Annotated in this window: 18 protein-coding genes; 3 read left to right on the forward strand and 15 right to left on the reverse strand. The window is 61.4% G+C overall.

From position 1 onward, the window contains the following. Nucleotides 1-236: 236 nt before the first annotated feature. Nucleotides 237-1,559, forward strand: a complete 1,323-nt coding sequence (locus B1781_RS17655) for a reverse transcriptase family protein (RefSeq protein WP_078120921.1) — start codon at nucleotides 237-239, stop codon at nucleotides 1,557-1,559. 40 nt (nucleotides 1,560-1,599) lie between these two features. Here B1781_RS17655 and nudB read toward each other — a convergent pair whose 3' ends face one another. From nudB to pomA, 7 genes are all read right to left on the reverse strand, one after another. Next, nucleotides 1,600-2,061 (reverse strand): dihydroneopterin triphosphate diphosphatase, encoded by a 462-nt coding sequence (gene nudB, locus B1781_RS17660; RefSeq protein WP_078120922.1) that lies wholly within the window; start codon nucleotides 2,059-2,061, stop codon nucleotides 1,600-1,602. Between the two features lie 95 nt (nucleotides 2,062-2,156). Beyond that, complete coding sequence (gene aspS, locus B1781_RS17665; RefSeq protein ID WP_078120923.1) at nucleotides 2,157-3,950, reverse strand: aspartate--tRNA ligase; 1,794 nt, start codon at nucleotides 3,948-3,950, stop codon at nucleotides 2,157-2,159. An 80-nt stretch (nucleotides 3,951-4,030) separates the two neighbouring features. Continuing rightward, entirely contained in the window at nucleotides 4,031-4,303 is a 273-nt protein-coding gene (locus B1781_RS17670; RefSeq protein ID WP_078120924.1) for an FmdB family zinc ribbon protein, read from the reverse strand. Between the two features lie 180 nt (nucleotides 4,304-4,483). Then, nucleotides 4,484-4,768, reverse strand: a complete 285-nt coding sequence (locus B1781_RS17675; protein ID WP_078120925.1) for a hypothetical protein — start codon at nucleotides 4,766-4,768, stop codon at nucleotides 4,484-4,486. Further along, nucleotides 4,765-5,376, reverse strand: coding sequence for a PilZ domain-containing protein (locus tag B1781_RS17680; RefSeq protein ID WP_164513446.1), 612 nt, complete (start codon nucleotides 5,374-5,376; stop codon nucleotides 4,765-4,767). Before B1781_RS17680 ends, B1781_RS17675 begins: the two co-directional genes overlap by 4 nt. Next, on the reverse strand, nucleotides 5,369-6,346 hold the full coding sequence (locus tag B1781_RS17685) for a MotB family protein (RefSeq protein WP_078120927.1): 978 nt from the start codon (nucleotides 6,344-6,346) through the stop codon (nucleotides 5,369-5,371). The genes B1781_RS17680 and B1781_RS17685 overlap by 8 nt, the downstream gene beginning before the upstream one ends. Before the next feature lie 11 nt (nucleotides 6,347-6,357). Then, entirely contained in the window at nucleotides 6,358-7,113 is a 756-nt protein-coding gene (pomA, locus tag B1781_RS17690; RefSeq protein WP_078120928.1) for a flagellar motor protein PomA, read from the reverse strand. A gap of 379 nt (nucleotides 7,114-7,492) precedes the next feature. On the opposite strand from pomA, the gene B1781_RS17695 reads away from it, so the two are divergent. Beyond that, a complete protein-coding gene (locus tag B1781_RS17695) occupies nucleotides 7,493-8,347 on the forward strand; it encodes an SDR family oxidoreductase (RefSeq protein WP_078120929.1) in 855 nt (284 codons plus the stop codon). A gap of 8 nt (nucleotides 8,348-8,355) precedes the next feature. Here the strand turns inward: B1781_RS17695 and gshA are convergent, their stop codons facing one another. Then, nucleotides 8,356-9,930, reverse strand: a complete 1,575-nt coding sequence (gene gshA, locus B1781_RS17700) for a glutamate--cysteine ligase (RefSeq protein WP_078120930.1) — start codon at nucleotides 9,928-9,930, stop codon at nucleotides 8,356-8,358. Nucleotides 9,931-10,036: 106 nt separating this feature from the next. On the opposite strand from gshA, the gene pbpG reads away from it, so the two are divergent. After that, nucleotides 10,037-10,963: a D-alanyl-D-alanine endopeptidase gene (pbpG, locus tag B1781_RS17705; protein WP_078120931.1), complete on the forward strand. Its 927-nt coding sequence runs from the start codon at nucleotides 10,037-10,039 to the stop codon at nucleotides 10,961-10,963. A gap of 72 nt (nucleotides 10,964-11,035) precedes the next feature. On the opposite strand, the gene B1781_RS17710 is transcribed toward pbpG, so the two are convergent. The 7 genes from B1781_RS17710 to B1781_RS17740 form a co-directional block, all read right to left on the reverse strand. After that, nucleotides 11,036-13,105 carry a carboxy terminal-processing peptidase gene (locus tag B1781_RS17710; RefSeq protein ID WP_334223769.1) on the reverse strand — a complete coding sequence of 690 codons (2,070 nt, stop codon included), beginning with the start codon at nucleotides 13,103-13,105 and terminating at the stop codon, nucleotides 11,036-11,038. Nucleotides 13,106-13,321: 216 nt separating this feature from the next. Continuing rightward, on the reverse strand, nucleotides 13,322-14,191 hold the full coding sequence (locus B1781_RS17715) for a DUF4743 domain-containing protein (protein ID WP_078120933.1): 870 nt from the start codon (nucleotides 14,189-14,191) through the stop codon (nucleotides 13,322-13,324). 22 nt (nucleotides 14,192-14,213) lie between these two features. Beyond that, a complete protein-coding gene (locus B1781_RS17720; RefSeq protein WP_334223770.1) occupies nucleotides 14,214-15,770 on the reverse strand; it encodes a M48 family metalloprotease in 1,557 nt (518 codons plus the stop codon). Between the two features lie 49 nt (nucleotides 15,771-15,819). Continuing rightward, nucleotides 15,820-16,626 carry a nucleoside triphosphate pyrophosphohydrolase gene (gene mazG, locus B1781_RS17725; RefSeq protein WP_078120934.1) on the reverse strand — a complete coding sequence of 269 codons (807 nt, stop codon included), beginning with the start codon at nucleotides 16,624-16,626 and terminating at the stop codon, nucleotides 15,820-15,822. Then, nucleotides 16,626-17,303 carry an SOS response-associated peptidase gene (locus tag B1781_RS17730; protein WP_078120935.1) on the reverse strand — a complete coding sequence of 226 codons (678 nt, stop codon included), beginning with the start codon at nucleotides 17,301-17,303 and terminating at the stop codon, nucleotides 16,626-16,628. Before B1781_RS17730 ends, mazG begins: the two co-directional genes overlap by 1 nt. 46 nt (nucleotides 17,304-17,349) lie before the next feature. Beyond that, on the reverse strand, nucleotides 17,350-18,708 hold the full coding sequence (locus B1781_RS17735) for a deoxyguanosinetriphosphate triphosphohydrolase (RefSeq protein WP_078122119.1): 1,359 nt from the start codon (nucleotides 18,706-18,708) through the stop codon (nucleotides 17,350-17,352). 963 nt (nucleotides 18,709-19,671) lie between these two features. After that, on the reverse strand, nucleotides 19,672-20,523 hold the full coding sequence (locus tag B1781_RS17740; protein ID WP_408646377.1) for a formylglycine-generating enzyme family protein: 852 nt from the start codon (nucleotides 20,521-20,523) through the stop codon (nucleotides 19,672-19,674). Nucleotides 20,524-20,815: the final 292 nt, after the last annotated feature.

Raw genomic sequence — 20,815 nt, forward strand, 5'->3', positions numbered from 1 at the left:
AGTTCATGCGGTTGACTTCGCCTCGCGTGCTTCCGACCATGCACGACGTGGCCGGTTCTCCGAGATTCTCTCGGCCAACCAATGTTGCGCTGGGATGCTCCGGGGTAACCCCGGGGTGATCGACAACATCTGTGCATTACGTCGCCGGTACGCCCCTGCGCTGCGCGCAAGGCGTGTACCGGCATCACGAGCCTGGTCGGAGGCCGGCCACAACCTCACACCGCAAAGGAAGCCAGGTGTCTCGATTCAGCAACAAAGCGCGGCGACTGGCGATATCCATCGGCACCGGCGCATGGACCAAAGACGCGTTGATCGACCGCCTCGACCGCGCGCTCGACGGCGGCTCGCCGGACCCGGCAACCATCGCCGCGCGCCTGCTGTTTCATTTCGATCGACGCCAGCCTCCGTCGAGCAACGAACTGGCGGCTTTCTTCGAGTCCGACGATCTCTTCCATGTCAGCTGGGACAAGATCGAGAGCACGGGCAGCCCGAGCATTCTGCTCGATGCACCGGTCATGGCACCGCCACCCGACGGCCTGAAGACGTTTCCCTTGCCGCAGCTGGAAACCAGCAAAGACGTCTGCACCTGGCTGGGCCTGCATCGCCACGAGTTGGATTGGTTTGCCGACCTGCACGGGCGGCAGGCCACGCAGCGCAATGCGAAGCTGCACCACTACCGCTATCGCTGGATCGCCAAGCCGTCCGGAGAGCGGCGCCTGATCGAGATACCCAAGGTGCGACTCAAAACGATCCAGCGCCAGATACTCAAGGAGCTGCTCGACCGCGTGCCGCCCCACCCGAGTGCGCACGGCTTTTGCCGCCGTCGTTCCTGCCGCAGCTTTGCGCAACTGCACACCGGCCAGCCGAATGTGCTCCACCTGGACCTCAAGGACTTCTTTCACTCGGTGCCGGTATTGCGCGTCGGCGCGCTGTTTCGTTGTTTGGGCTATCCGCATCCTGTCGCCAGGGTTTTGCAGGGCATCTGCACCCACGCCACCTCGCCTAATCTGGCGGCGTTCGAACAACACGCACCCTCCTGGCATCAACGACAGCTGCTCAAATTCAAACACCTGCCGCAAGGCGCGCCGACGTCACCGGCCTTGGCCAACCTGTGCGCATGGCGTTTCGATCACCGGCTGCAACGGCTGGCTGAGCGTCACGGTCTCAACTACTCACGCTACGCCGACGATCTCGCGATCTCCGGTGGCCTTGAGCTCGCTCACCTGTCCCCATTCCTCGAACGACTGATCGCTGCGATCGCGCTGGAAGAAGGATTTCGCATCAATCACCGCAAGACGCGATTGATGCGCGAGTCGCAACGTCAGCGGATAGCCGGCGTCGTGGTCAATCAGAAACCCAATATCGACCGGCGTGACTTCGATCGCTTGAAAGCGATCCTGAACAATTGCATACGTTTCGGCCCGGCAAGCCAAAACCGCGATGCGCATTCTGATTTCAGGTCGCATCTGGCCGGTCGCATTGGCTATGTTCGCTGGTTGAACCCTGACAAGGCGCAGCGCCTGCAGAAACTCTGGGACCGGATCGAATGGCCGGAATGATCGGTCGGCCAACTCCGGCGAAGAACGATAGACGAGCTGATCAGCGAAGGCGTCGGCTGCCGCGCCTGCCGGCCCACGCCTTGATCAGCTTCTGGTTGGTCCAGGATGACGCGAGTTGCGCCGCCTTGTCGGCCGGCAGCCAGCGATACTGGCGGTGTTCTTTGGGGTCGAGACGAATCATGCGACGCGATGCCAGCTCGACAAGGAACCAATGCTCGCGATTGACGCGGGCATCGGGTGCGTAGCGCGCCCGCCACGGCGGCACGATCGGAAAGCGTTCACCACGATGCAGATCGATCAACCGCTGGCCTGCCTTCAGCCCGGTTTCTTCACGCAGCTCACGACGTGCGGCCGCCGCTGCAGTCTCATCCCAGTTCAACGACCCGGTCACCGACTGCCAGAAACCGCGCGGCCGCGTGCGCTCCATCAACAACACGTCACCGTCGCGCGTACAGACGAGAATCAGAACCGATTCAGGACGCTTATACGTGTTGTTGCTCATTGGGCTGGCTGGCAGGCGCTACCGCATCCGGTGAGCGCCGCTGAAACAGGCTTGCGGCACACCGAGCATCGCGCGTGCCGCATTCCCGCCTGCCATCAGGCTTCGGCCTTCTTCTCCGCCGCCTGCGGCGTACGCACGCGCAGATGCAACTCGCGCAACTGACCTTGCGACACCTCTGAAGGCGCCTGGGTCAGCAGGCAGCTCGCGCTCTGGGTTTTCGGAAACGCCATGACATCGCGAATCGAAGAGGCACCACACATCAGCATGACCAGGCGGTCGAGACCGAAGGCCAGACCACCGTGCGGCGGACAACCGAACTTCAGCGCGTTGAGCAGAAAGCCGAATTTCTCTTGCGCTTCCTGTTCTTCGATACCCAGCAGGTGCAAGACCTTCTCCTGGACTTCCTGCTGGTGGATACGGATCGAGCCGCCACCGACCTCGGTGCCGTTGAGCACCATGTCGTAGGCGCGCGACAAGCATTCGCCCGGTGCCGATTGCAGCTGATCGAGCTGGTCGGCTTTGGGTGCCGTGAACGGGTGGTGCAAGGCCTGCCAGCGGCCCTCCCCTTCGTCCCATTCGAACATCGGGAAGTCGACGACCCACAACGGCTTCCATTCGCCTTCCATCAGGTTCAGATCGTTGCCCACCTTGACGCGCAAGGCACCGATCGCCTCGTTGACGATCGTCTGTTTGTCGGCACCGAAGAAGATCAGGTCGCCGTTCTGCGCGCCGGTGCGCTGCATGATGCCGTCGATCGCCGCATCGGTCAGGAACTTGAGGATCGGCGACTGCAGCCCTTCACGTCCCTGCGCGACGTCGTTGACTTTCACATAGGCCAAGCCCTTCGCACCGTAGATGCCGACGAACTTGGTGTACTCGTCGATGTCCTTGCGGCTCAAGGTGCTGCCGTTGGGTACGCGCATTGCGACCACACGACCCTTCGGATCTTTGGCCGGCCCGGCGAACACCTTGAACTCGACACCGTCCATCAGGTCGGCGATGTCGATCAGCTCCAGCGGGCAACGCAGATCGGGACGGTCGGATCCGAAGCGGCACATCGATTCTTCGTAGCTCATGCGCGGGAAGGGATCAGGCAGTTGTACGCCAAGCACGCTGTCGAACAGGTTGCGGATCATGCCCTCCATCAGGTTCATGATCTCGTCTTCGCTCATGAACGACATCTCGAGGTCGAGCTGGGTGAACTCGGGCTGGCGGTCGGCGCGCAGGTCTTCATCACGGAAGCAGCGCACGATCTGGTAGTAACGATCCATGCCCGACATCATCAGCAGCTGTTTGAACAGCTGCGGCGACTGCGGCAACGCAAAGAACTTGCCGGCATGTACACGGCTCGGCACCAGGTAATCGCGTGCGCCTTCCGGCGTGGCGCGGGTCAGCATCGGCGTTTCGATATCGAGGAAGCCCTGGTCGTCGAGATAACGGCGCAAGGCACGCGTGGTCTGTGCACGCAGCATGATGCGTTCCTGCATCACCGGGCGGCGCAGATCGACATAGCGATAGCGCAGGCGCAGCTCTTCGGAGGTGTCATCGTCATCGAGCTGGAACGGCGGGGTTTCGGCACGGTTCAGGATCTCGAGTTCGAGACCCAGGACTTCGACCTCGCCGGTCGGCAGATCGGGGTTGACCGTGCCCTCGGGGCGGGCGCGGACGCGGCCCTTCACACGCACGACGAATTCGTTGCGCACCTGCTCGGCGATAGCGAATACATCCGGCAGATCGGGGTCGTATACCACCTGCACCAAGCCGCTGCGGTCACGCAGATCGATAAAGATGACACCACCGTGGTCGCGGCGACGGTTCACCCAGCCGCTGAATTCCACGGTCTGGTCGATATGTGCAGTGTTCACTTCACCGCAGTAATGGCTGCGCATGGCATATTTCCCGAATTCAAAAGACAAGGCGCCCCATCTCGGGGCGCCTTTGATCAAGCTATTGTAAGGTTATTCGTAAATCAGTTGCAGGCCGGGCAGCTACCGGTGCCGCAGGCGTGACCGCCGGACTTCTCGCCACTGCCCTTCGATTCAGCGACGTTCTTCTTCGCGCCGCTCTTGAAATCGGTTTCGTACCAGCCGCCGCCCTTGAGGCGGAAACCGGCTGCCGAGATCAGTTTTACCAGCTCGGGCTTGGCGCATTCCGGGCAATCGGTGAGCGCGGCATCGCTCATCTTCTGCATGGCCTCGAACTCATGGCCGCAACTGCCGCAGCGATACTCGTAGAAAGGCATTATCACAATCCCCAAAAAGTGCGTATTGCGGAAATATTATCACAGCGGGATTTACCGGGAGAAGCTGCAACAGCCACCGAAAGGGCCACCTGACGGGGCGATATCCCGCTGTATCACCGACACTTTTTCAGAGTTTGGGGCATCGGCTTCGATTTCAAGCCGGGGCCGCGCGCGCTTCACTCAAATGGGCAGCGAGTCGTCGACGCTGGAGTGCCGGCGGCGAGACGAACCGCCTTCGCGCAAACGATCCACCAACAGGCGCATCTCAGACAATTCGTGCTCCGGCAGACCGAAACGCAGGTAGCGGTCGACCACCGTCAATAGCGACTCGAGGTCCTGGCAGCGATCGTTCAGGTAGTGCAGCGCAATGGCCACGTGGTGCGGGTCGTCATTCTGTGCACGCATGGCATCGGCGGCGCACAGGGCCTCGGCGAGTTCATCGGCATCGGGTTTTTGCAGGCTCATAGCTCTTCGTCTTCGTTGCGATCACGCAGCTGACGGCTCTGACAACGCAGCAAATGCCGGATCAGCAACTCGCGATCCTGTTCTCGGATATGGGAAAATTCCATGCGGACCAGATACTTACCACCTTCGCCCTCTTCCACGGGGCTGCACTCTACGACCGTGCCGTAGATCATCAGGCCGGTGAAAGACGGAAACAGCAGCAGACGGATCTCCAGTTCGGTGCCCGGTTCGTAGATCTCGTCGACCACCGCGCTCATACCACCGGCGCTCAGGTTGACGGCGGTGGCCGCTTCAGCCGCCAGTTCCGGCTCTTGGGCGATGAAGGCGCGCCCGATGACCTCGATCTTCTGGTCGATCGCCCGCAAGTAGGCGGCCAGATCGGCGTCGCGGTTTTCGATCCGCCGCAGGCTGGCGGTCATCTGCGCAGTGATCGCGGTCAGGCTCGACATCACTGTGAACGACCCCGCCAGGTCGTGATCGAGTCGATCCAGACGTGCCGCCAGTTCTTCCGGCGGTACGCGCCGCAGACTCATGCGTACCGTGTCGTCGATACGAAAATAGCTGCGTCTTTCCTCGTTGGCCGTTGCCTGCGTCGGTTCGTCACTCATTTTCGCCACTCTCGGGGCCTTGCGGACCCAGTTCCTGAATGTCATCGAAATTTTCGCCGACCGCACGCGACAGGATCAGCTCGACCCGGCGGTTCTTCGCGCGGTTCTGCGGCGAATCGTTCGCCACCAGCGGGTGGGTGTCGGCAAAGCCTTGCACCACCACCCGGTTCTCGGCGATGTCTTTGTTGCGCAGCAACGAATGCAGCACGGTAACCGCGCGCGCCGAGGACAGCTCCCAGTTGGAGCGGAAACGCCCGGTTCGAATCGGGATATTGTCGGTATGACCGGCCACCATGATCTTGCCGGGCTTGGGCGCCAGCACCTTGCTGATGCGGTCCATCACCTTGTGAAAGTCCGGATCCAGACTGGCGCTGCCGGAACCGAACGAGCCTTTCTCCTGGATGCGGATAATGATCGTGCCTTCCTTCTTCTCGAGGGTGACCAGGCCGGCTTCTACCTCGGGATCGAGCGAGTCCTGGAGTTCGGCAAACTGCTCGGCCAGGTCTTTCTCCATCTGTTCCTGCGCCGCCTGCATCGCCAACTGCTCGTCGATGTCTTGCTGTTGTTCGGCGCTCAGCTGCTGCTGATCTCTGATGTCCTGCTGTTTTTCCTGCTGCTCGTTCTCGCCCTCGTCGGGCTTGTCCTTTTCGGCGTCGTGCATCTTCAGATGCTTTTCTTCGACCTCGCTGGTCTCCTGGCGGATCTCGGTGATCACCGCCTGCTCGGAAACCGTCGGACTCCATTCCATCTTGATCACGCTGACGCCCTTGACGATCTCCGCAGCGGGAATCTCGCGCTGCACGCCGAACGCATCGCGCATCGATTCAGCCATTTTTTTGAAGCGCACGGCATCGATCGTGGCGAACGACAGCAGCAGCACGAAGAAGCACATCAACAGCGACATCAGGTCGGCGAAGGTGCCCATCCATGGCGGCAGGCCTTCTTCGCATTTCGGGCAATCGTCTGCCATCTAATGCGACCTCACTCGCCTTCGACGCGCTTCTTCGGTGGTAGATACGTGCCGAGCAGTTGCTCCAGCACCTTCGGGTTCATGCCCTCCTGGATGCCGGCGATGGTTTCGAGGATCAGGGATTTGTTGGTCTGCTCCAACTCGCTGGCGCGGCCGAGCTTGTCGGCCATTGGCTGGGCAAAGGCGTTCGCGATGACGGCGCCGTACAGCGTGGTCAGCAGGGCCACCGCCATTGCCGGACCGATCGCCGCGGGATCGGACATGTTCGCCAGCATCTGCACCAGGCCGACCAGGGTACCGATCATGCCCATCGCCGGTGCCATCACCGCCATGTTCTTGAACATGCGCTGACCGACCTCGTGGCGCTGAATGGTCAGGTCGATGTCCTTGGTCAGCATCTTCTGCACCAGCGCCGGATCGTGGCCGTCGACGCACAATCCGATGCCTTTTTGCATGAATTCGTTGGAGATCTCCTGGCCTTCGAGTGCCAGCAAGCCGTTCTTGCGCGCGACGTCGGCCAGGCCGACCGCTTCTTCGATCAGTTTCTTGGGGTCGTCTACCTTGTACAGGAATGCTTTCAGGCCGATGGCGAACGAGCCGAGAAAGTCGGCCAGCGAGACCTGCATCAGGGTCACCATGAAGGTGCCGCCGACAACAATGAGAATGGACGGGACGTTGACGAACAACATCACATCGCCGCCAGTGGCGATTGCGCCGATAATAATGCCGAAGCCGCCGAGCAGGCCGACGAGCGTAGCGATATCCACCGATTAACCTCCTAGAGAACGAACTCCGGCGACACCGTCCCTGCCGGCGGCGCGAGTTCATGTGCTGCGTAGCGGATGTGGCGGCGAAAACTTTAGTTCTACGCCAGGGCCTGTTAGCACGACTTGGATGCGCCGCGTTAAGCCTGAAAGGCGGCGAGACCAGGCGCGAGGAGAGAGGTTTGGCGGGCTAAATGAACGACGAGCAACGCCGAATCGCTGGCTTTCAGGCTTAACCCGTCGGGCCGGACCGATTTTCCCTCTGCCAGTGTTGCGTTTCGCTTATTTAGCCCGGCTAAACTTCGCTCAACGCGCCTTGCCAGACGAAAAATCGGCCATCGGCGCGGTGCATCCAAGTCGTGTTAACAGGCCCTTGGTTCTTATGAGCGAAATTCAGAAGCGATCGATCTTGGTGACAGGCTGCTCCAGCGGCATTGGCCGCTGCGTGGCGTTGGGTCTTAACGCACGTGGCCATCGGGTGATCGCCAGCGCCCGCAAACCGGAAGACATCGAGGCGTTGCGCGAGGCCGGCCTGGAGGCAATCGAGCTGCACCTGGACCGTCCCGAATCCGTTCGCACCGCCGCCGAACAGGTGCTCGCCACGACCGAAGGCCGCCTTTACGGCCTGTTCAACAATGGCGCCTACGGCCAACCCGGGGCGGTGGAAGATTTGACCTGGGAGGTCCTCGAAGCCCAGCTGCGCACCAACCTGTTGGGCACGCATGAGCTGACGCGCCTGATCTTGCCGAGCATGCGTCGCCACGGCGAAGGTCGCATCATTCACAACAGCTCGGTGCTGGGGCTGGTTGCGATGGCCTATCGCGGCGCCTACAACTGTTCGAAGTTCGCGCTCGAAGGGCTGAGCGACACGCTGCGCCTGGAGCTGCACGACAGCGGCATCCATGTGAGCCTGATCGAACCGGGGCCGATCAGCAGCCGCTTCCGCGAGAACGCATTCCGCCACTACAAGGCGAACATCGACGCTGAAAACAGTGCCCACCGCGACAACTACCGGGCAATGGAGGCGCGTCTCGCGCATAAAGGCGATACCAGCCGTTTCACCCTGCCGCCGGAGGCCGTGCTGGAGAAAGTGATCCACGCGCTGGAAAGCGATAGACCCCGCGCGCGTTACCCGGTAACCACACCCACGGTGTTGTTCAACGTGCTGCGGCGCTTCCTCGGCACCCGGCAGATGGACTGGATACTACGCAAGGCGTCGGGCGGCGGGGCACGCTGAATACGCGTTCAGGTCTGCGCGAAGTAGTCGGCGAGGAAACGGTCGAAGTCGACTTGGGGCTGGGCTTCGAACGCCGCCTGTTCGGCGAGCGACTTCTCGGTCGCGGCATCGAGTTCTTTGATCCGCTCCGGCGACAGCGCGTGCTGCAGGAAATAGCGCTGATGTTGGAACGACAGCCGATGGGCGAATTGGTAGAAGCTCTCGCCCTTGTCGCGCATCTCGTCGAGCATCGTGGCCGACGGCGTCAGGCGCGGATCGCGGACCTTCGCAATCTGCATATCCACCGCGTCTTCGAACCAGGCCCCACCTTCGATGTCATCGAGCGCTTCGCACACCGGCAGCATCGACTCGAGGATCTCCAGCGCCCAACCGCGCATCGGCAGACGAACGTCGCGGTGGTACAAGGTGAGTCGCGGTTCGCGTCCGCGGTGCGCGACATCGAGCAGATTACGGTCGATCTCGCGCTTCTCGCCGACGCTGACCAACGGGCTGTCGGCCAGCAGGCAGTACATCAGGAACACCTCGAGGAAGCGTCCCTGAGTCTCGTCCAGGCCGAGCGGATGATAGGCATTGACGTCCAACGAACGCAGCTCGATGTAGCGGATACCGCGTTTCTTCAGCGCCAGGCTCGGCTTTTCGAAGCCCTCAAGCACCTGCTTGGGCCGCACGGTGCTGTAGTACTCGTTTTCGATCTGCAGGATGTTGGCGTTGAGCTGCCGGTAGTCGTCCCCGACCTTCACCCCGAGCGCCTCCCAGGCCTCGGCCGGCTGCATCGTCGCGCGCAGCAGACTCTCGGCGTACGAGTGCACGTCGTTGTAGCAGGCCTTGATACCAAGACCCTCTTCACGGCTGTTCTGGTAGCCGATGTCGCCCATGCGCAGCGACGTGGCATGGGGCGCATAGTAGGTCGTCTCATCGAACGACGGCAGGTTGGTCGCCTGGCCGAGAAAGAACGACTTGCACACCGCCGGCGACGCACCGAACAGGTACGGAATCAGCCAGCCGTAGCGCTGCAGGTTACGGATCTGCCCCATGTAACGCGCATCGCGAAACGCCCGCAGGCTGCCCTCGCCCCCTTCGATCTTGTGCAGCGCCGGCCATAGCGCCTCGGCGAAAGACCAGTTGAAGTGCACCCCGGCAATCACCTGCATCACCCGCCCATAGCGGTGACCCAGACCAACCCGGTACAGGTGTTTCATACGGCCCGCGCTGGAGGTACCGTAGTGCGCGATCGGGATATTCTCGTCACCCGCCAGAACGCACGGCATGCTCGTCGCCCACAGGATCTCGTCATCCAGATGACGGTAGACGTAGGCCTGCAGATCAGCCAGATAGTCGAGCGCCGATTGCACGTCGGTCATCGGCGGCGTGATGAACTCCATCAAAGCTTCGGAGTAATCGGTCGTTATATCTGGATGAGTAAGAGCCGATCCAAGCGCCTTCGGGTGCGGTGTCAATGCGATGCCGCCCGTCGTGGCAACGCGCAGACTCTCTTTTTCGAGCCCGAAGCGGCCATCGCGCAGTAGTTGAATATCGGCTTCACCGGCAAGCTGCGTCAGCCGGTTACGAACAGAGTTGAGCAACAGTGTCTCCCGAAGAGGCAGGGAAGGCGCGCGATTATAACCCGGTGCACAATTTCATCGCTGCCGGGTTTGCGAACAAAGGTAACCTGAGCCATGATTAAGAGCCATGCAAACGCGTAAGCTTGTACTCGCATCCGCACTGAGTTCCCTACTTGCATTGTCGACGGCATCCGTCTGGGCCGAGAGCCCCAACGGCAGCCGCGCACTACGCCTGTGGGAGCAACTCGAAACCACCAAACTCGATCTGCGTTCGAAAGCAGCCTTGGTGGTGGACCGCTTCGGCAACACGCTGTATGAGCGCGAGGCGAATCGCGCGATGCCGATTGCATCGGTGACCAAGCTGATGACTGCCATGGTCATTCTTGACGCCAAGCTACCCGGCGACGAGATGATCGAGATCACCGATGCCGATCGCGACATGCGCAAGATGACCGGCTCGCGCCTGCGGGTCGGATCTCGCCTGACACGCCACCAGTTGCTCACGCTGGCGCTGATGTCGTCGGAGAATCGTGCGGCGGCCGCGTTGGGTCGAACCTACCCCGGCGGTCTGGGGGCTTTCATCAAGGCGATGAACGCGAAGGCCACTGAACTGGGCATGAGCCAATCGCAGTTCGTCGACCCGGCCGGACTGGACGCGGGAAACATGGCATCGGCCCAGGATCTTGCGCAGATGGTGTTCGCTGCGATGCAATACGAAGGCATCCGCCAAGCGACCACGCGCCCCGAGATGTACGTCAGCCCGCAGCAGGGTCGCGGCTCGCTGCGCTACCTGAACACCAACCGCCTGTTGCGCAGCGGCAAGTGGGATATCCAGATTACCAAGACGGGTTACATCAACGAGGCCGGTCGATGCCTGGTGATGCATACCGAGTTCAACGGCACACCGACCGTGCTGGTGCTGCTGAACTCCTTCGGCAAGCTGACGCCGTTCGGCGATGCCAATCGGGTGCGTAAATGGATCGAGAAAGGTGTCGACCGCTCGATTCACAAGAGCGCCAACAGCACGCCGCACGGTGACGCGGCGAATAGCTGACACACTCAGCCCGCAGCCTGAACAATAGCGAAGTGATGACGGCCGACGACAGTCGGCCGTTTGCGTTCGGTGTCAGTTGACCAATGCGGTGCGCGGACGCGTCGAACGAATCTGATCTGCCAGGATATTGGCGGACTCTTCCAACATGATGCGTCGGATACCTTCCTCGTCCTTTTCTTCTTCGGATACGAAACGCTCTTCATCGGCGTCGTCTAGATTATCGAGCGCCGGCAGACCGCGGAACTCGCGCAGCCGGTTGCGACGGTCCAAACGCACCTGTTCGCGTTCATCCCACTCGGCGCGACGTACCGATTCACGCAGCGACACGGTGTTGCGCTTTTCCAGGTCGATCAGGTCTTCCTCTTCCTCGATCAGGAAACGGAAACCGGGGTTCTTGGCGATCCGACGCGCCGACGCCTCGCGCAGTTCGGTTACCGACTGCACACCGAGCAACTGGTGTTCCGCCGGCTGAATCGATGCCCAGGGCAAGGCATTGTCGAGCGCACGTTCGCCGTGCTCGGCCGCACCTTTGGCGGTCGGATAGACGATGTCGGGCATCACGCCGCGGTGCTGCGTGCTGCCGCCCTGTACGCGGAAGAACTGCGCCATGGTCAGGCGAAGGCGCCCGATGTCGTCACGCGAACGCAGGAAACGGCCGAGATCGACCAGGGTCTGCACGGTGCCCTTGCCAAAAGTCGGTTCACCGAGGATCAGGCCGCGGTTGTAGTCCTGGATTGCACCGGCAAAGATCTCAGAGGCCGATGCGCTGTTGCGGTCGACCAGCACCGCCAACGGGCCGGCATACACCTGCTCCGGATCGGGGTCGCGCTCGATCTCGACGTTGCCTGACGAATCCTTGACCTGAACGACCGGCCCCTTCTCAATGAACAATCCGGTCAGTTCGGTGGCCTCGGACAAGGAGCCGCCGCCATTGCGACGCAGGTCGATGATGATGCCGTCGACCCGATCGGATTGCAGCTTGTCGAGCAGCGCGCGCACGTCGCGCGTGGTGCTGCGGAAATTTTCCACCCCGGCCGCTTGCGCGCCGAAGTCACGGTAGAAGGCCGGGATCTCGACCACGCCGAGGCGCACGCCTTCAACCTCGATCACCTCGCTCTTGGCTGCCTTGTCTTCGAGCTTGATCTCGTCGCGGGTCAGCGTGACCTCGCGCGTCCGCCCGCCGATACCCTGACTCTTCGGCAGGATGCTGAGGCGCACGATGCTGTCTTTGGGGCCGCGGATCAGATCGACGACGTCCTGCAGGCGCCAGCCGATGACATCTTCCATCTCGCCGCCGTCGCCCTGCGCAACACCGACGATGCGGTCGCCGCTCTTGAGTTCACCGCTCTTTTCGGCCGGGCCGCCCGGTACCGTGCTTTGAATCTCGGTGAACTCGTTATCGTTGCTTAGCACTGCGCCGATACCTTGCAGCGACAGGCGCATGCCGATATCGAAATTCTCCGACAGGCGCGGCGACATATAACTGGTGTGTGGTTCGACGCTCAGCGTGAACGCATTGACGAACGCCTGGAATACGTCCTCCGCGGCCATCTGGCTGACCCGACGGGCGATCCCTTCGTAGCGCTTGCCAAGGGTCTTGTTAATCTCTTTCTCGTCCTTGCCGGACAGGCGCAGAGACAGGATGTCGTTCTTCACCCGCTTGCGCCACAGATCGTCGAGCGCAGCCCCGTCGGGCATCCACTCGGCCTTGGAGCGGTCGAACTGGTACTGCTCGTCGCGATTGAAATTGAACTCGTTGCTCTCGAGCAAATCTGTGGCGAAGCCGATGCGATATTCGACCAGCTCGCGGAAACGGCGGAAGATCTGAAACGCCGGCTCGAGTTTGCCGGTACGCAGGCTGTCATCCAGCTTGTCGCGATAGGCCTCGAACTCCGCGATGTCGGCGGCACTGAAGAAACTGCGGTTGGCGTCCAGCGATTCGAGGTAACGATCAAAAACCGCGGATGACATGTCGTTGTCGAGGCGCGGTTTGCGGTAGTGAAACTTTTCCATGACCTGGGTGATGATCAGGGCGGTCTGGCGTTGCTGCTCGTCAGCACGCAGTTCGTCGATCGACACCGTCGTCGGCTTGGCCAATGCACCGCCCGTCACCAGGCAGAAGGCCACAGGCAAAAGAGTCAAAACTCGCAGCTTCATACAGTCACCTCGTCGCGGGCACGGCCGCGCACAACCTACGGCCTCGGGCCGTCGCGAAAATCCACCTTGCCGCACATTGGCCTTTGCAGCAAGTCTTCAGGCAGTTTAGCGCCTTTGAAAATAAGGGCACGATACCGCGGTTTAAAGCCCCGTAAACAGCGGGTTTTCCCCGGTTTAGGGTCTATATCGGCAATTTGCGGATTACTGTTCGCCCTGGCGGTGCATCGGCTGCCGCAGACCGGTGACCAAATCGAGGTACTCCGGATGATGCGGCGGCAGCCAGCCATGCCGGATCAGGAAATCGATCACCACCAGGTTGCAGTTCAGCTTCATTTCCTCGGTTTCAAGCACGATGCGGGCGACCTCGTCGAGCGGCAGCAACATGAACTCCTCAACCTCGCCATCGGTATTGCGCGGCTCGAAATCGTCGCTCAACGCCAGGTCGTAGCAGTACAAAACATCGCGCCGTAGTCCACGTTCGGCAACCCTGTTGTACGACACCGCACCCACAGGAACAGCATTCCTAGCCAGTTCTTCGGGTACGTTGGCCTCTTCGGCGCATTCTTTGACCAGGTTTTCTTCCAGGCTCAAGGAATGCGGCAGTCCGCCGGCCACCATGTTGTCGAGGTACCCGGGAAACAGCAGTCGATCGCGGGCCCGCCTACCGAGCCACATGTAGATGCCATCGGCACGTTTGACGTAACCATTAAGGTGTTGACCGAAAGAGTGCACGCCAAAGTAGGCTGCGGCCGCCCGATCGACCACGCACACGGCCGACTCGCGCCCGCCCGGTGTCACTGCATAGGGCTCGCCCATATAAGGTGAGATCACCTCCGCGTCAGACAACGCACGTGCGACTTCGTTCAGCGCCTCGCTGCGCGCCTCGAAACCGTCGAGGTCGGGCGCCAGGCGAAACTGCGCGTCGCCGAATTCGAACACATCGGGGAAACGGCGCAGGTGTTCGATGAACGCAGGCCTCACCAGACCGACGACCTGCTCATCGATTCGCCAGGGCAGAAAGACCTCGTCGATCGGTGAATTGCAGGCAGTTATGTGACGGAAAAAACTCATCCGGACTTCCTGATCGTTTGCGCTAGCGAGCCAGCTCCGCGTTGCTGACAACCGCACCGTAACCGCGCGCCTTGGATACACTCATCGGTCCCAGATCGGTTTTGACCTGCACCGCCTTGCCGGCGTCGAGCACCCGATCGATACCAAACTCGATCTGTTTGCGCACACCGTTGATCGACTTCGGTCCGACAACCACCCGCACGTTGCGCACGGCGACGCCCGCTTCGTTGGCGATCTTGACCACCAGGTAACCGTCCTTGCTCAGGCCCATCGCGGTTGCCACGTAGCGCGCCGGGTTCTTGTTCAGATCGAGCTGTGCAAGGCGCTTGGTTGCGGCCTTGCCCACGTTTGATGACGACGTGGCAGCCTTCTGGAAATAGCCGATCGCCTGCGACTCCTTGCCCTGCCTGGCGGCCACGTTGCCCAGGCTGTAGTAACCCTCAGCCGTCGGCAACAACGACAGGCTACGTTTCAGGTCGCGTTCGGCACCGCCGGTATCGCCCGCTTCCTGGCGCATATAACCCCGCACCAGCAACGGTCGAAAGTAGTCGGGGTTCAAGGCTACTGCCTTGTCGAGATCTTTCAGCGCACTCTTGTCGCCGTTCTTGGCCGCCTGGATCTCACCGCGCAGGCCGTAGAAAGCCGCCTCTTTGGGTTCGATGCTGATCGCCCGATCAACCTTCGCCATGGCCGTGTCGAGTTTGCCGTCTTTGAACGCCGTGCGTGCCTCATCGTAGGCCTCGTACGCGGGCTTGGTGCGCTTCAAGCGCGCGATCGCGTTCTGGTAGCGCGCCTGCCCGACGTCTCCCCCCGGGTTACCCAACTTCGCGACCATTTCGCGGTTGGCCGCGACACGTTCGCGCGATGGCGGGTGACTGGCGAACAGCCCGCTCAGCCAGTCCGCTTCCTTGCCTTCGGCCAGCCGCACGAAAGTTTCCTGCAAGCGCACCGCAGCTGCCGGATCGTAGCCCGCGCGCACCATGTACTGCATACCGTAGGCATCGGCCTCGCTTTCGTCCCCGCGGCTGAACTTCTGATTGGTCAGCTGCGCGCCGACACCGGCGGCCGCCATGCCGACGTCGCGATAGTCCGTGCCACCGAGCGCGACACCGGCCGCCACCAGGGCGCCCTGCAGAAATACGCCCCGCTCCATCGCCTGCGCACTATGACGGGCCGCGGCGTGCACAATCTCGTGGGCGAGGACGGCAGCGAGCTCCGCCTCGTTGTCGAGCTCGACCAACAGGCCGCGGTTGATTGAGATCTTGCCGCCCGGCAGCGCCCAGGCATTGGGCGTGGAATCGTTCAGGATGCTGAACTCGTAGGGCAGCTTGCGATCGCTGACCTTAGCCAGGCGACCACCAACCGACTTCACGTACTGGCTCAATTCCGGTTCGACGACATAGTCGCCACCTTGGGCCTGACGGTAGGGGCCGTAATTTTTCTGCCCGATCGCCAGCTCCTGCGATTCGGGAACGAAGGCGATCTCGTTCTTACCGGTCACCGGGTTGACGGCACAACCGCCAAACAGGCCGCTCGCAGCGATCAACACCACCGCCATAAGTCGTTTGCTCGTCAGCATAACGCTCTCCTTACTTCCATCGGTCCGCACGCCTGTGAGGACCCGTTTTCTATCGTTGAGGTTCCGTCTTTTCATTTCGCTTGACCGCTTCCCAGGCGGCATCGAGCGCCTGCAGATCGAGCTTGCCGAGGTCTGCGTGACCGCTGTCATGCAAGGTCGTTTCCATCGCACGGAAACGACGTTCGAACTTGTCGTTGGCCGCGCGCAGCGTCTGCTCCGCATCCATACCCGCCAGCCGGACGAGATTGACCATCGCAAACATCAGGTCGCCGAGTTCGTCCTGCAGGCATTCATCGTCACCCGCCTGCATCTCTTCGCTGACCTCGTCCAACTCTTCACGGATCTTGTCGTATGCGCCCTGTGCGCTCGGCCAGTCAAAACCAACACGCGCCGCGCGCTTCTGCAGCTTCTCTGCACGCACCAACGCCGGCAGTGCGCGCGCGATGCCGTCCATCTGGCTGTGCTTTGCGCTGTCACTGCGCCCGGCGCGTTCCTCGGCCTTTTTCTTTTCCCAGGCCGCGTGCAATTGCTGCTCGTCATCATACGATGCGTCGTCGAACACATGGGGATGACGCCGTACCATCTTGTCGCAGATTCCGTGCACCACGTCTGAAAAATCAAAGCGCTGTTCTTCTTCGGCGATGCGGCTGTAGAAAACCACCTGGAACAACAGATCACCCAACTCATCGCGCAGTTCATCCATGGCGCCGCGTTCGATCGCGTCGGCCACCTCGTAGGCCTCTTCGAGGGTATAGGGCACGATGGTCGCGTAGGTCTGACGCTGGTCCCAGGGGCATCCGTTCTGCGGGTCGCGCAGGCGCGCCATGATCTCGAGCAAGCGGTCGATCGACGCCATCAGTCTGTTGGCTCCACGGGTTCGAGCAGGTCGGAGGAATCGTTCTTCGGGCTGTTCACCGCCCGGCCAACCGGATAGATCGCCAGGTCCGGCGCCTGTTGAGCGGCCAGCAACGTTTCGATCGGTTGCGGTTTCTGCTTGTGTATGTCCAGCCACAGATCGAACGACTTCGGCGATACGATCACCGGCATGCGGTCATGGATACGACTGACCTGCTGGTTTGCGGCTTTCACCAGGATGCTGCATGAATCGATCTCGTTGCCATTGGCGTCCTGCCAATGCTCCCACAGGCCGGCCAGCGCCAGCGGCTGTTTATCTGCTGCGCGCAATACGTAGGGCTGCTTGGCGCCGCCGCTCGTATGCCACTCATAAAAGCCATCGGCAGGAATCAAGCAGCGACGATAACGGAAGGCGTTGCGGTATGCAGGTTTCTCGGTGACGGTTTCCAGGCGTGCGTTGATCATGCTGTAGCGGCTGTCCGGTCCCTTCGACCAACTCGGAATCAGCCCCCATCGTACCAACACCATTTCGCGTCGGCCCTGCGCATCCTGGCGGATGATCGGGATGGGTTGTGTCGGTGCGATGTTGTAGCGCGGAGACAGCAACGGCATCGGCATTTCGCCGAACAGCGCCGTGAGCTTGTCGGCCGTCGAATGCAGGAAGTATCGGCCACACATCACTCACCCCCAGGTGTCGCGCCTGTTGCTTGGAGTTGCACCGGCTTCAACCACCCGGCAGCGAGATACCGGTAACCTTTTTGTACAGGCTGACCGCATACGAATCGGTCATGCCGGAGACGAAGTCGGTGAGCAGCAATAGACGCTGGTAGGGATCTTCGGCCGGTACATTGTCGGGCCCGATGAACTGCTCCGGGACCAGGCGAATCAACATGCGACTGCGCGACGATGCGCGCTCGCCGTGTTCGGCCACGTCGTCGACGACCTCGGCGAAGCGTTCCAGCAGGTCACTGACCACCTGGAAGCCCGCGGCCTGAATGCTGACCACCTCGGGTGCGCAATAGATGCGCTGTCGGGCCGAATCGATCAGCGCGTCGAGAGACGAGCGCAGGGGCAACTCTTCGAGCAGTGGGATATCGAAGCGCCCTGCCAGGATCTCAGCTTCGTTATCGAGAAAACAGGTCACCACCTGGTTGATGATCTCGTTGATGACCTTGGCGCGCAAAAACTCGACGCGGTTTTTCGCATCCTTGATGTGCTCGAGGCGCGGACGTTGACGGTCGGGGTCACTGATCAGCGGCCAAAACAGATCGAGCACTTCCTGGTAGCTGAAATGACCAAGCCGGTAGCCGTCTTCGATGTCGATCACGCGATAGCTGATGTCATCGGCCGCCTCGACCAGGAATGCCAGTGGGTGCCGGCACCACATCGCATGATGAGTGTCGCGCGCGATCAGGCCGACAGCCTCGGCGACGGTCTCGAAGGCGGCACGATCGGCGGCTGTGAAGCCCTGCTTCTTGGCGCTGACGCCATCGAAGCGACTGCCGCCGAGAAAGGATTCGCGCGGGTACTTGGTGAACGCAGCCAGCGTCGCGCAAGTCAGTTGCAACCCGCCGGGGTTATCCGGGTTCTGCAGCCGGGTGATGATGCGAAAGCCCTGTGCATTGCCCTCGAACGACAGGAAGTCTTCGCGCTCGCTGCCGCTGAGCATCGCCACACGGCGCGCGCCATAGGGTGCGGTCTGCGCCCAGTTACGAATGGCGTCTTCACCGGAATGGCCGAACGGTGGATTACCGATATCGTGCGCCAGGCAGGCGGCCGCGATGATGCCGCCGAAATCGGCTGCCTCGAACTGATCGAGGCCATGGCGTGCAATCACCTGTTCGCCGACCAATGTGCCCAATGAGCGACCGATGCTCGAGGCCTCAAGACTGTGCGTGAGACGGGTGCGCACATAGTCGACTTTCGACAATGGGAAGACCTGCGTCTTGTCCTGCATGCGGCGAAACGCCGAGGAGAACACCACGCGGTCGAAATCACGTTGAAAATCGGTGCGCGCAAATGACGCTTTGGGGGGTTCACTCGAGCCCAGCCGGGCGCGTGAGAGCAAATGCTGCCACTGCATGCTCAACGGAAATCCAACGCGATACACGAAAGCCATTTCATGGCGCAGAACTCTACCATCGGCGATGAAAGACTGACCACCACCAGCCGTGCAAAGCATGTCGGTTTGCCCAGCAATTGGTCGGCCTCCGACCGGGGCGGGCAGGATCCTGCATCGATATGGCTTGAGCTTCGCTTAGCACAACGAGGCGGCGACGTTTGCGTAGTCGGGTTTGCACCGAAGCCGTGCTTGTCGGCTTCGCAGGGCTACCGGGCGACTCGAACGACGGCGAGGTCACCGGGATGACGTACACGAGCCGCAGGCGGCCGCCGCTGGTTCGCCCGACCTTCGGTAGCCTGCCCGACGACCGGAGTGAACGGACCGACCCACCGCCAACGTGGCTCCCGGCCTGCCAAGCGCGCTGCGATCTGGTTAATGGACCAGCGCACTTGCGTTATTGAGCGCTGCTTCTATATTTAGATTCGGACGAACCTGCTTCATCGCGTTTTGGCGCGAGAGGGGTTTGTGCGTGCCCAACCCGCCAAAGGTTTTTTTGGCGCGACGCACCATTTTTCACGTTTTTCACCCCAAAAAACACGTTTTTGCACCTGTTTTACCCCATAACGCAGGTTAAGACAGTGCGCCCATTATGTCGCTGTAACCCACCAAATCTCTTGAAAATTCAGTCGTTTGAATCGCCGGCTTCGGCCTCGGGTGATGTCGCGTGTTTTTAAATAATGACGGTTGACCGCCCACTTGCACTCAATGATGTGCCCACGGAGCGGGCGGCAAGTGCCCCCATTCGCAGACCCTCTGCAGACCGATGAACGTGGGTAACTTCAACCCGCCGGGGCGATGCGTCGCTGACCTGACACAAACCGAGATAAACGCTGATGCGGCCCGCGAACACCTGCACGGGCCATTGCAGCCGCCTGTGCCGGCACGGCGGTATGCGTAGGCGCCAAACCTTGACCCGGCACCGCTTCACTGCGGCAGATCGCGCACCACGCGGAATCCGAGATTGACATCGAGTTCATCGCGCAGACGCATGCGTCTGGCGGCACTACGCGCATACACTGCCGCATCGAACCAGGAGCCCCCACGTACCGTGATCCAATCATTGCGGCGGGCCTTCGGCGCCGGATGGCGTCGCGGCAGGTTCACGTGTGACTCGGTCCAGTTGTCGGCGGTGAACTCCCAGACGTTGCCGTGCATGTCGTACAGTCCCCAGGCGTTCGGCCGGTAACTGCCGACAGGCAGGGTATGCGCGACCGGCACGCACTTGGGCAGGTACCAACGCTTCTTCTTGCGTGCTTCGTCGTATGGGAAGGTCGCCTTGAAATGCACGTCCTTGCAGCTAACCGATTCGCCGAATGCAAACGGCGTGAGGGAGCCTGCGCGGCAGGCGTATTCCCACTCCGCCTCGCTCGGCAGCCGGTAGCGGTGGCCGCTGCGATCGCTGAGCCAGCGGCAATAATCCTCGGCCTCGCCATGGCGGATGTTGATCACCGGATGTCGGCCTGCGGTTCGGATGAGATCGGAACGCCAACGCCATCCACTGTCACGCTCGAACAGCGCAAATTCGTCTGCCGTGACCGGATAACGCCCGATGGCGAAGTGATGGGCAACCTGCTGGTAGTGGGCCGGTCCTTCCTCGAGCCGGTGACCGAACTCGCTGTGATGCGAGCCCATTTCGAAGACACCTGCCGGTATCACCTGCATTTCCGGCCCCTGCCCTGTCGCCCCCAACACGTCGGCGAACGACGGCTGAACGCCGGCAATCTGTGCCGCCTTGGCCTGCAACGCCACGCGCTGTTCTGCGCTGAGGTCGGGAATGAAAGGAAGCGAAACGGAGGAAGAAGATACTGCAGAAGACACGGGACTGACATCGGATGACTGACGACGGAGCGCGATTATGCGATATGCCACTGCCCGACTCCAGGCGTTGACGATAGACGGCTCCCGGTGATTCATACCCGGTCACAATCCGCTTCGACAGCCTCGTCGGAGATACCGAGATTTCAAAGCGGCGTCTTTTAGGCATAATCACGCGGCGCGGCCGAACAACAGACAGGGCGAATGACGCGGCATCGCGCGTCTGCCCGTTGCGAAAAAGACGTCGCGTTGT

The organism is Thiosocius teredinicola, from assembly GCF_002009425.1.
GTDB classification, from domain to species: Bacteria; Pseudomonadota; Gammaproteobacteria; order Chromatiales; family Chromatiaceae; genus Thiosocius; species Thiosocius teredinicola.

What these genes read in the sequence shown, in the direction of transcription:
- B1781_RS17720 (WP_334223770.1), bottom strand. Translation starts at nt 15,770, where the DNA reads ATGCTGACGAGCAAACGACTTATGGCGGTGGTGTTGATCGCTGCGAGC.
- nudB (WP_078120922.1), bottom strand. Translation starts at nt 2,061, where the DNA reads ATGAGCAACAACACGTATAAGCGTCCTGAATCGGTTCTGATTCTCGTC.
- B1781_RS17735 (WP_078122119.1), bottom strand. Translation starts at nt 18,708, where the DNA reads ATGCAGTGGCAGCATTTGCTCTCACGCGCCCGGCTGGGCTCGAGTGAA.
- B1781_RS17680 (WP_164513446.1), bottom strand. Translation starts at nt 5,376, where the DNA reads ATGAGTGACGAACCGACGCAGGCAACGGCCAACGAGGAAAGACGCAGC.
- mazG (WP_078120934.1), bottom strand. Translation starts at nt 16,626, where the DNA reads ATGGCGTCGATCGACCGCTTGCTCGAGATCATGGCGCGCCTGCGCGAC.
- B1781_RS17675 (WP_078120925.1), bottom strand. Translation starts at nt 4,768, where the DNA reads ATGAGCCTGCAAAAACCCGATGCCGATGAACTCGCCGAGGCCCTGTGC.
- B1781_RS17695 (WP_078120929.1), top strand. Translation starts at nt 7,493, where the DNA reads ATGAGCGAAATTCAGAAGCGATCGATCTTGGTGACAGGCTGCTCCAGC.
- B1781_RS17730 (WP_078120935.1), bottom strand. Translation starts at nt 17,303, where the DNA reads ATGTGTGGCCGATACTTCCTGCATTCGACGGCCGACAAGCTCACGGCG.
- B1781_RS17670 (WP_078120924.1), bottom strand. Translation starts at nt 4,303, where the DNA reads ATGCCTTTCTACGAGTATCGCTGCGGCAGTTGCGGCCATGAGTTCGAG.
- B1781_RS17685 (WP_078120927.1), bottom strand. Translation starts at nt 6,346, where the DNA reads ATGGCAGACGATTGCCCGAAATGCGAAGAAGGCCTGCCGCCATGGATG.
- aspS (WP_078120923.1), bottom strand. Translation starts at nt 3,950, where the DNA reads ATGCGCAGCCATTACTGCGGTGAAGTGAACACTGCACATATCGACCAG.
- pbpG (WP_078120931.1), top strand. Translation starts at nt 10,037, where the DNA reads ATGCAAACGCGTAAGCTTGTACTCGCATCCGCACTGAGTTCCCTACTT.
- B1781_RS17715 (WP_078120933.1), bottom strand. Translation starts at nt 14,191, where the DNA reads ATGAGTTTTTTCCGTCACATAACTGCCTGCAATTCACCGATCGACGAG.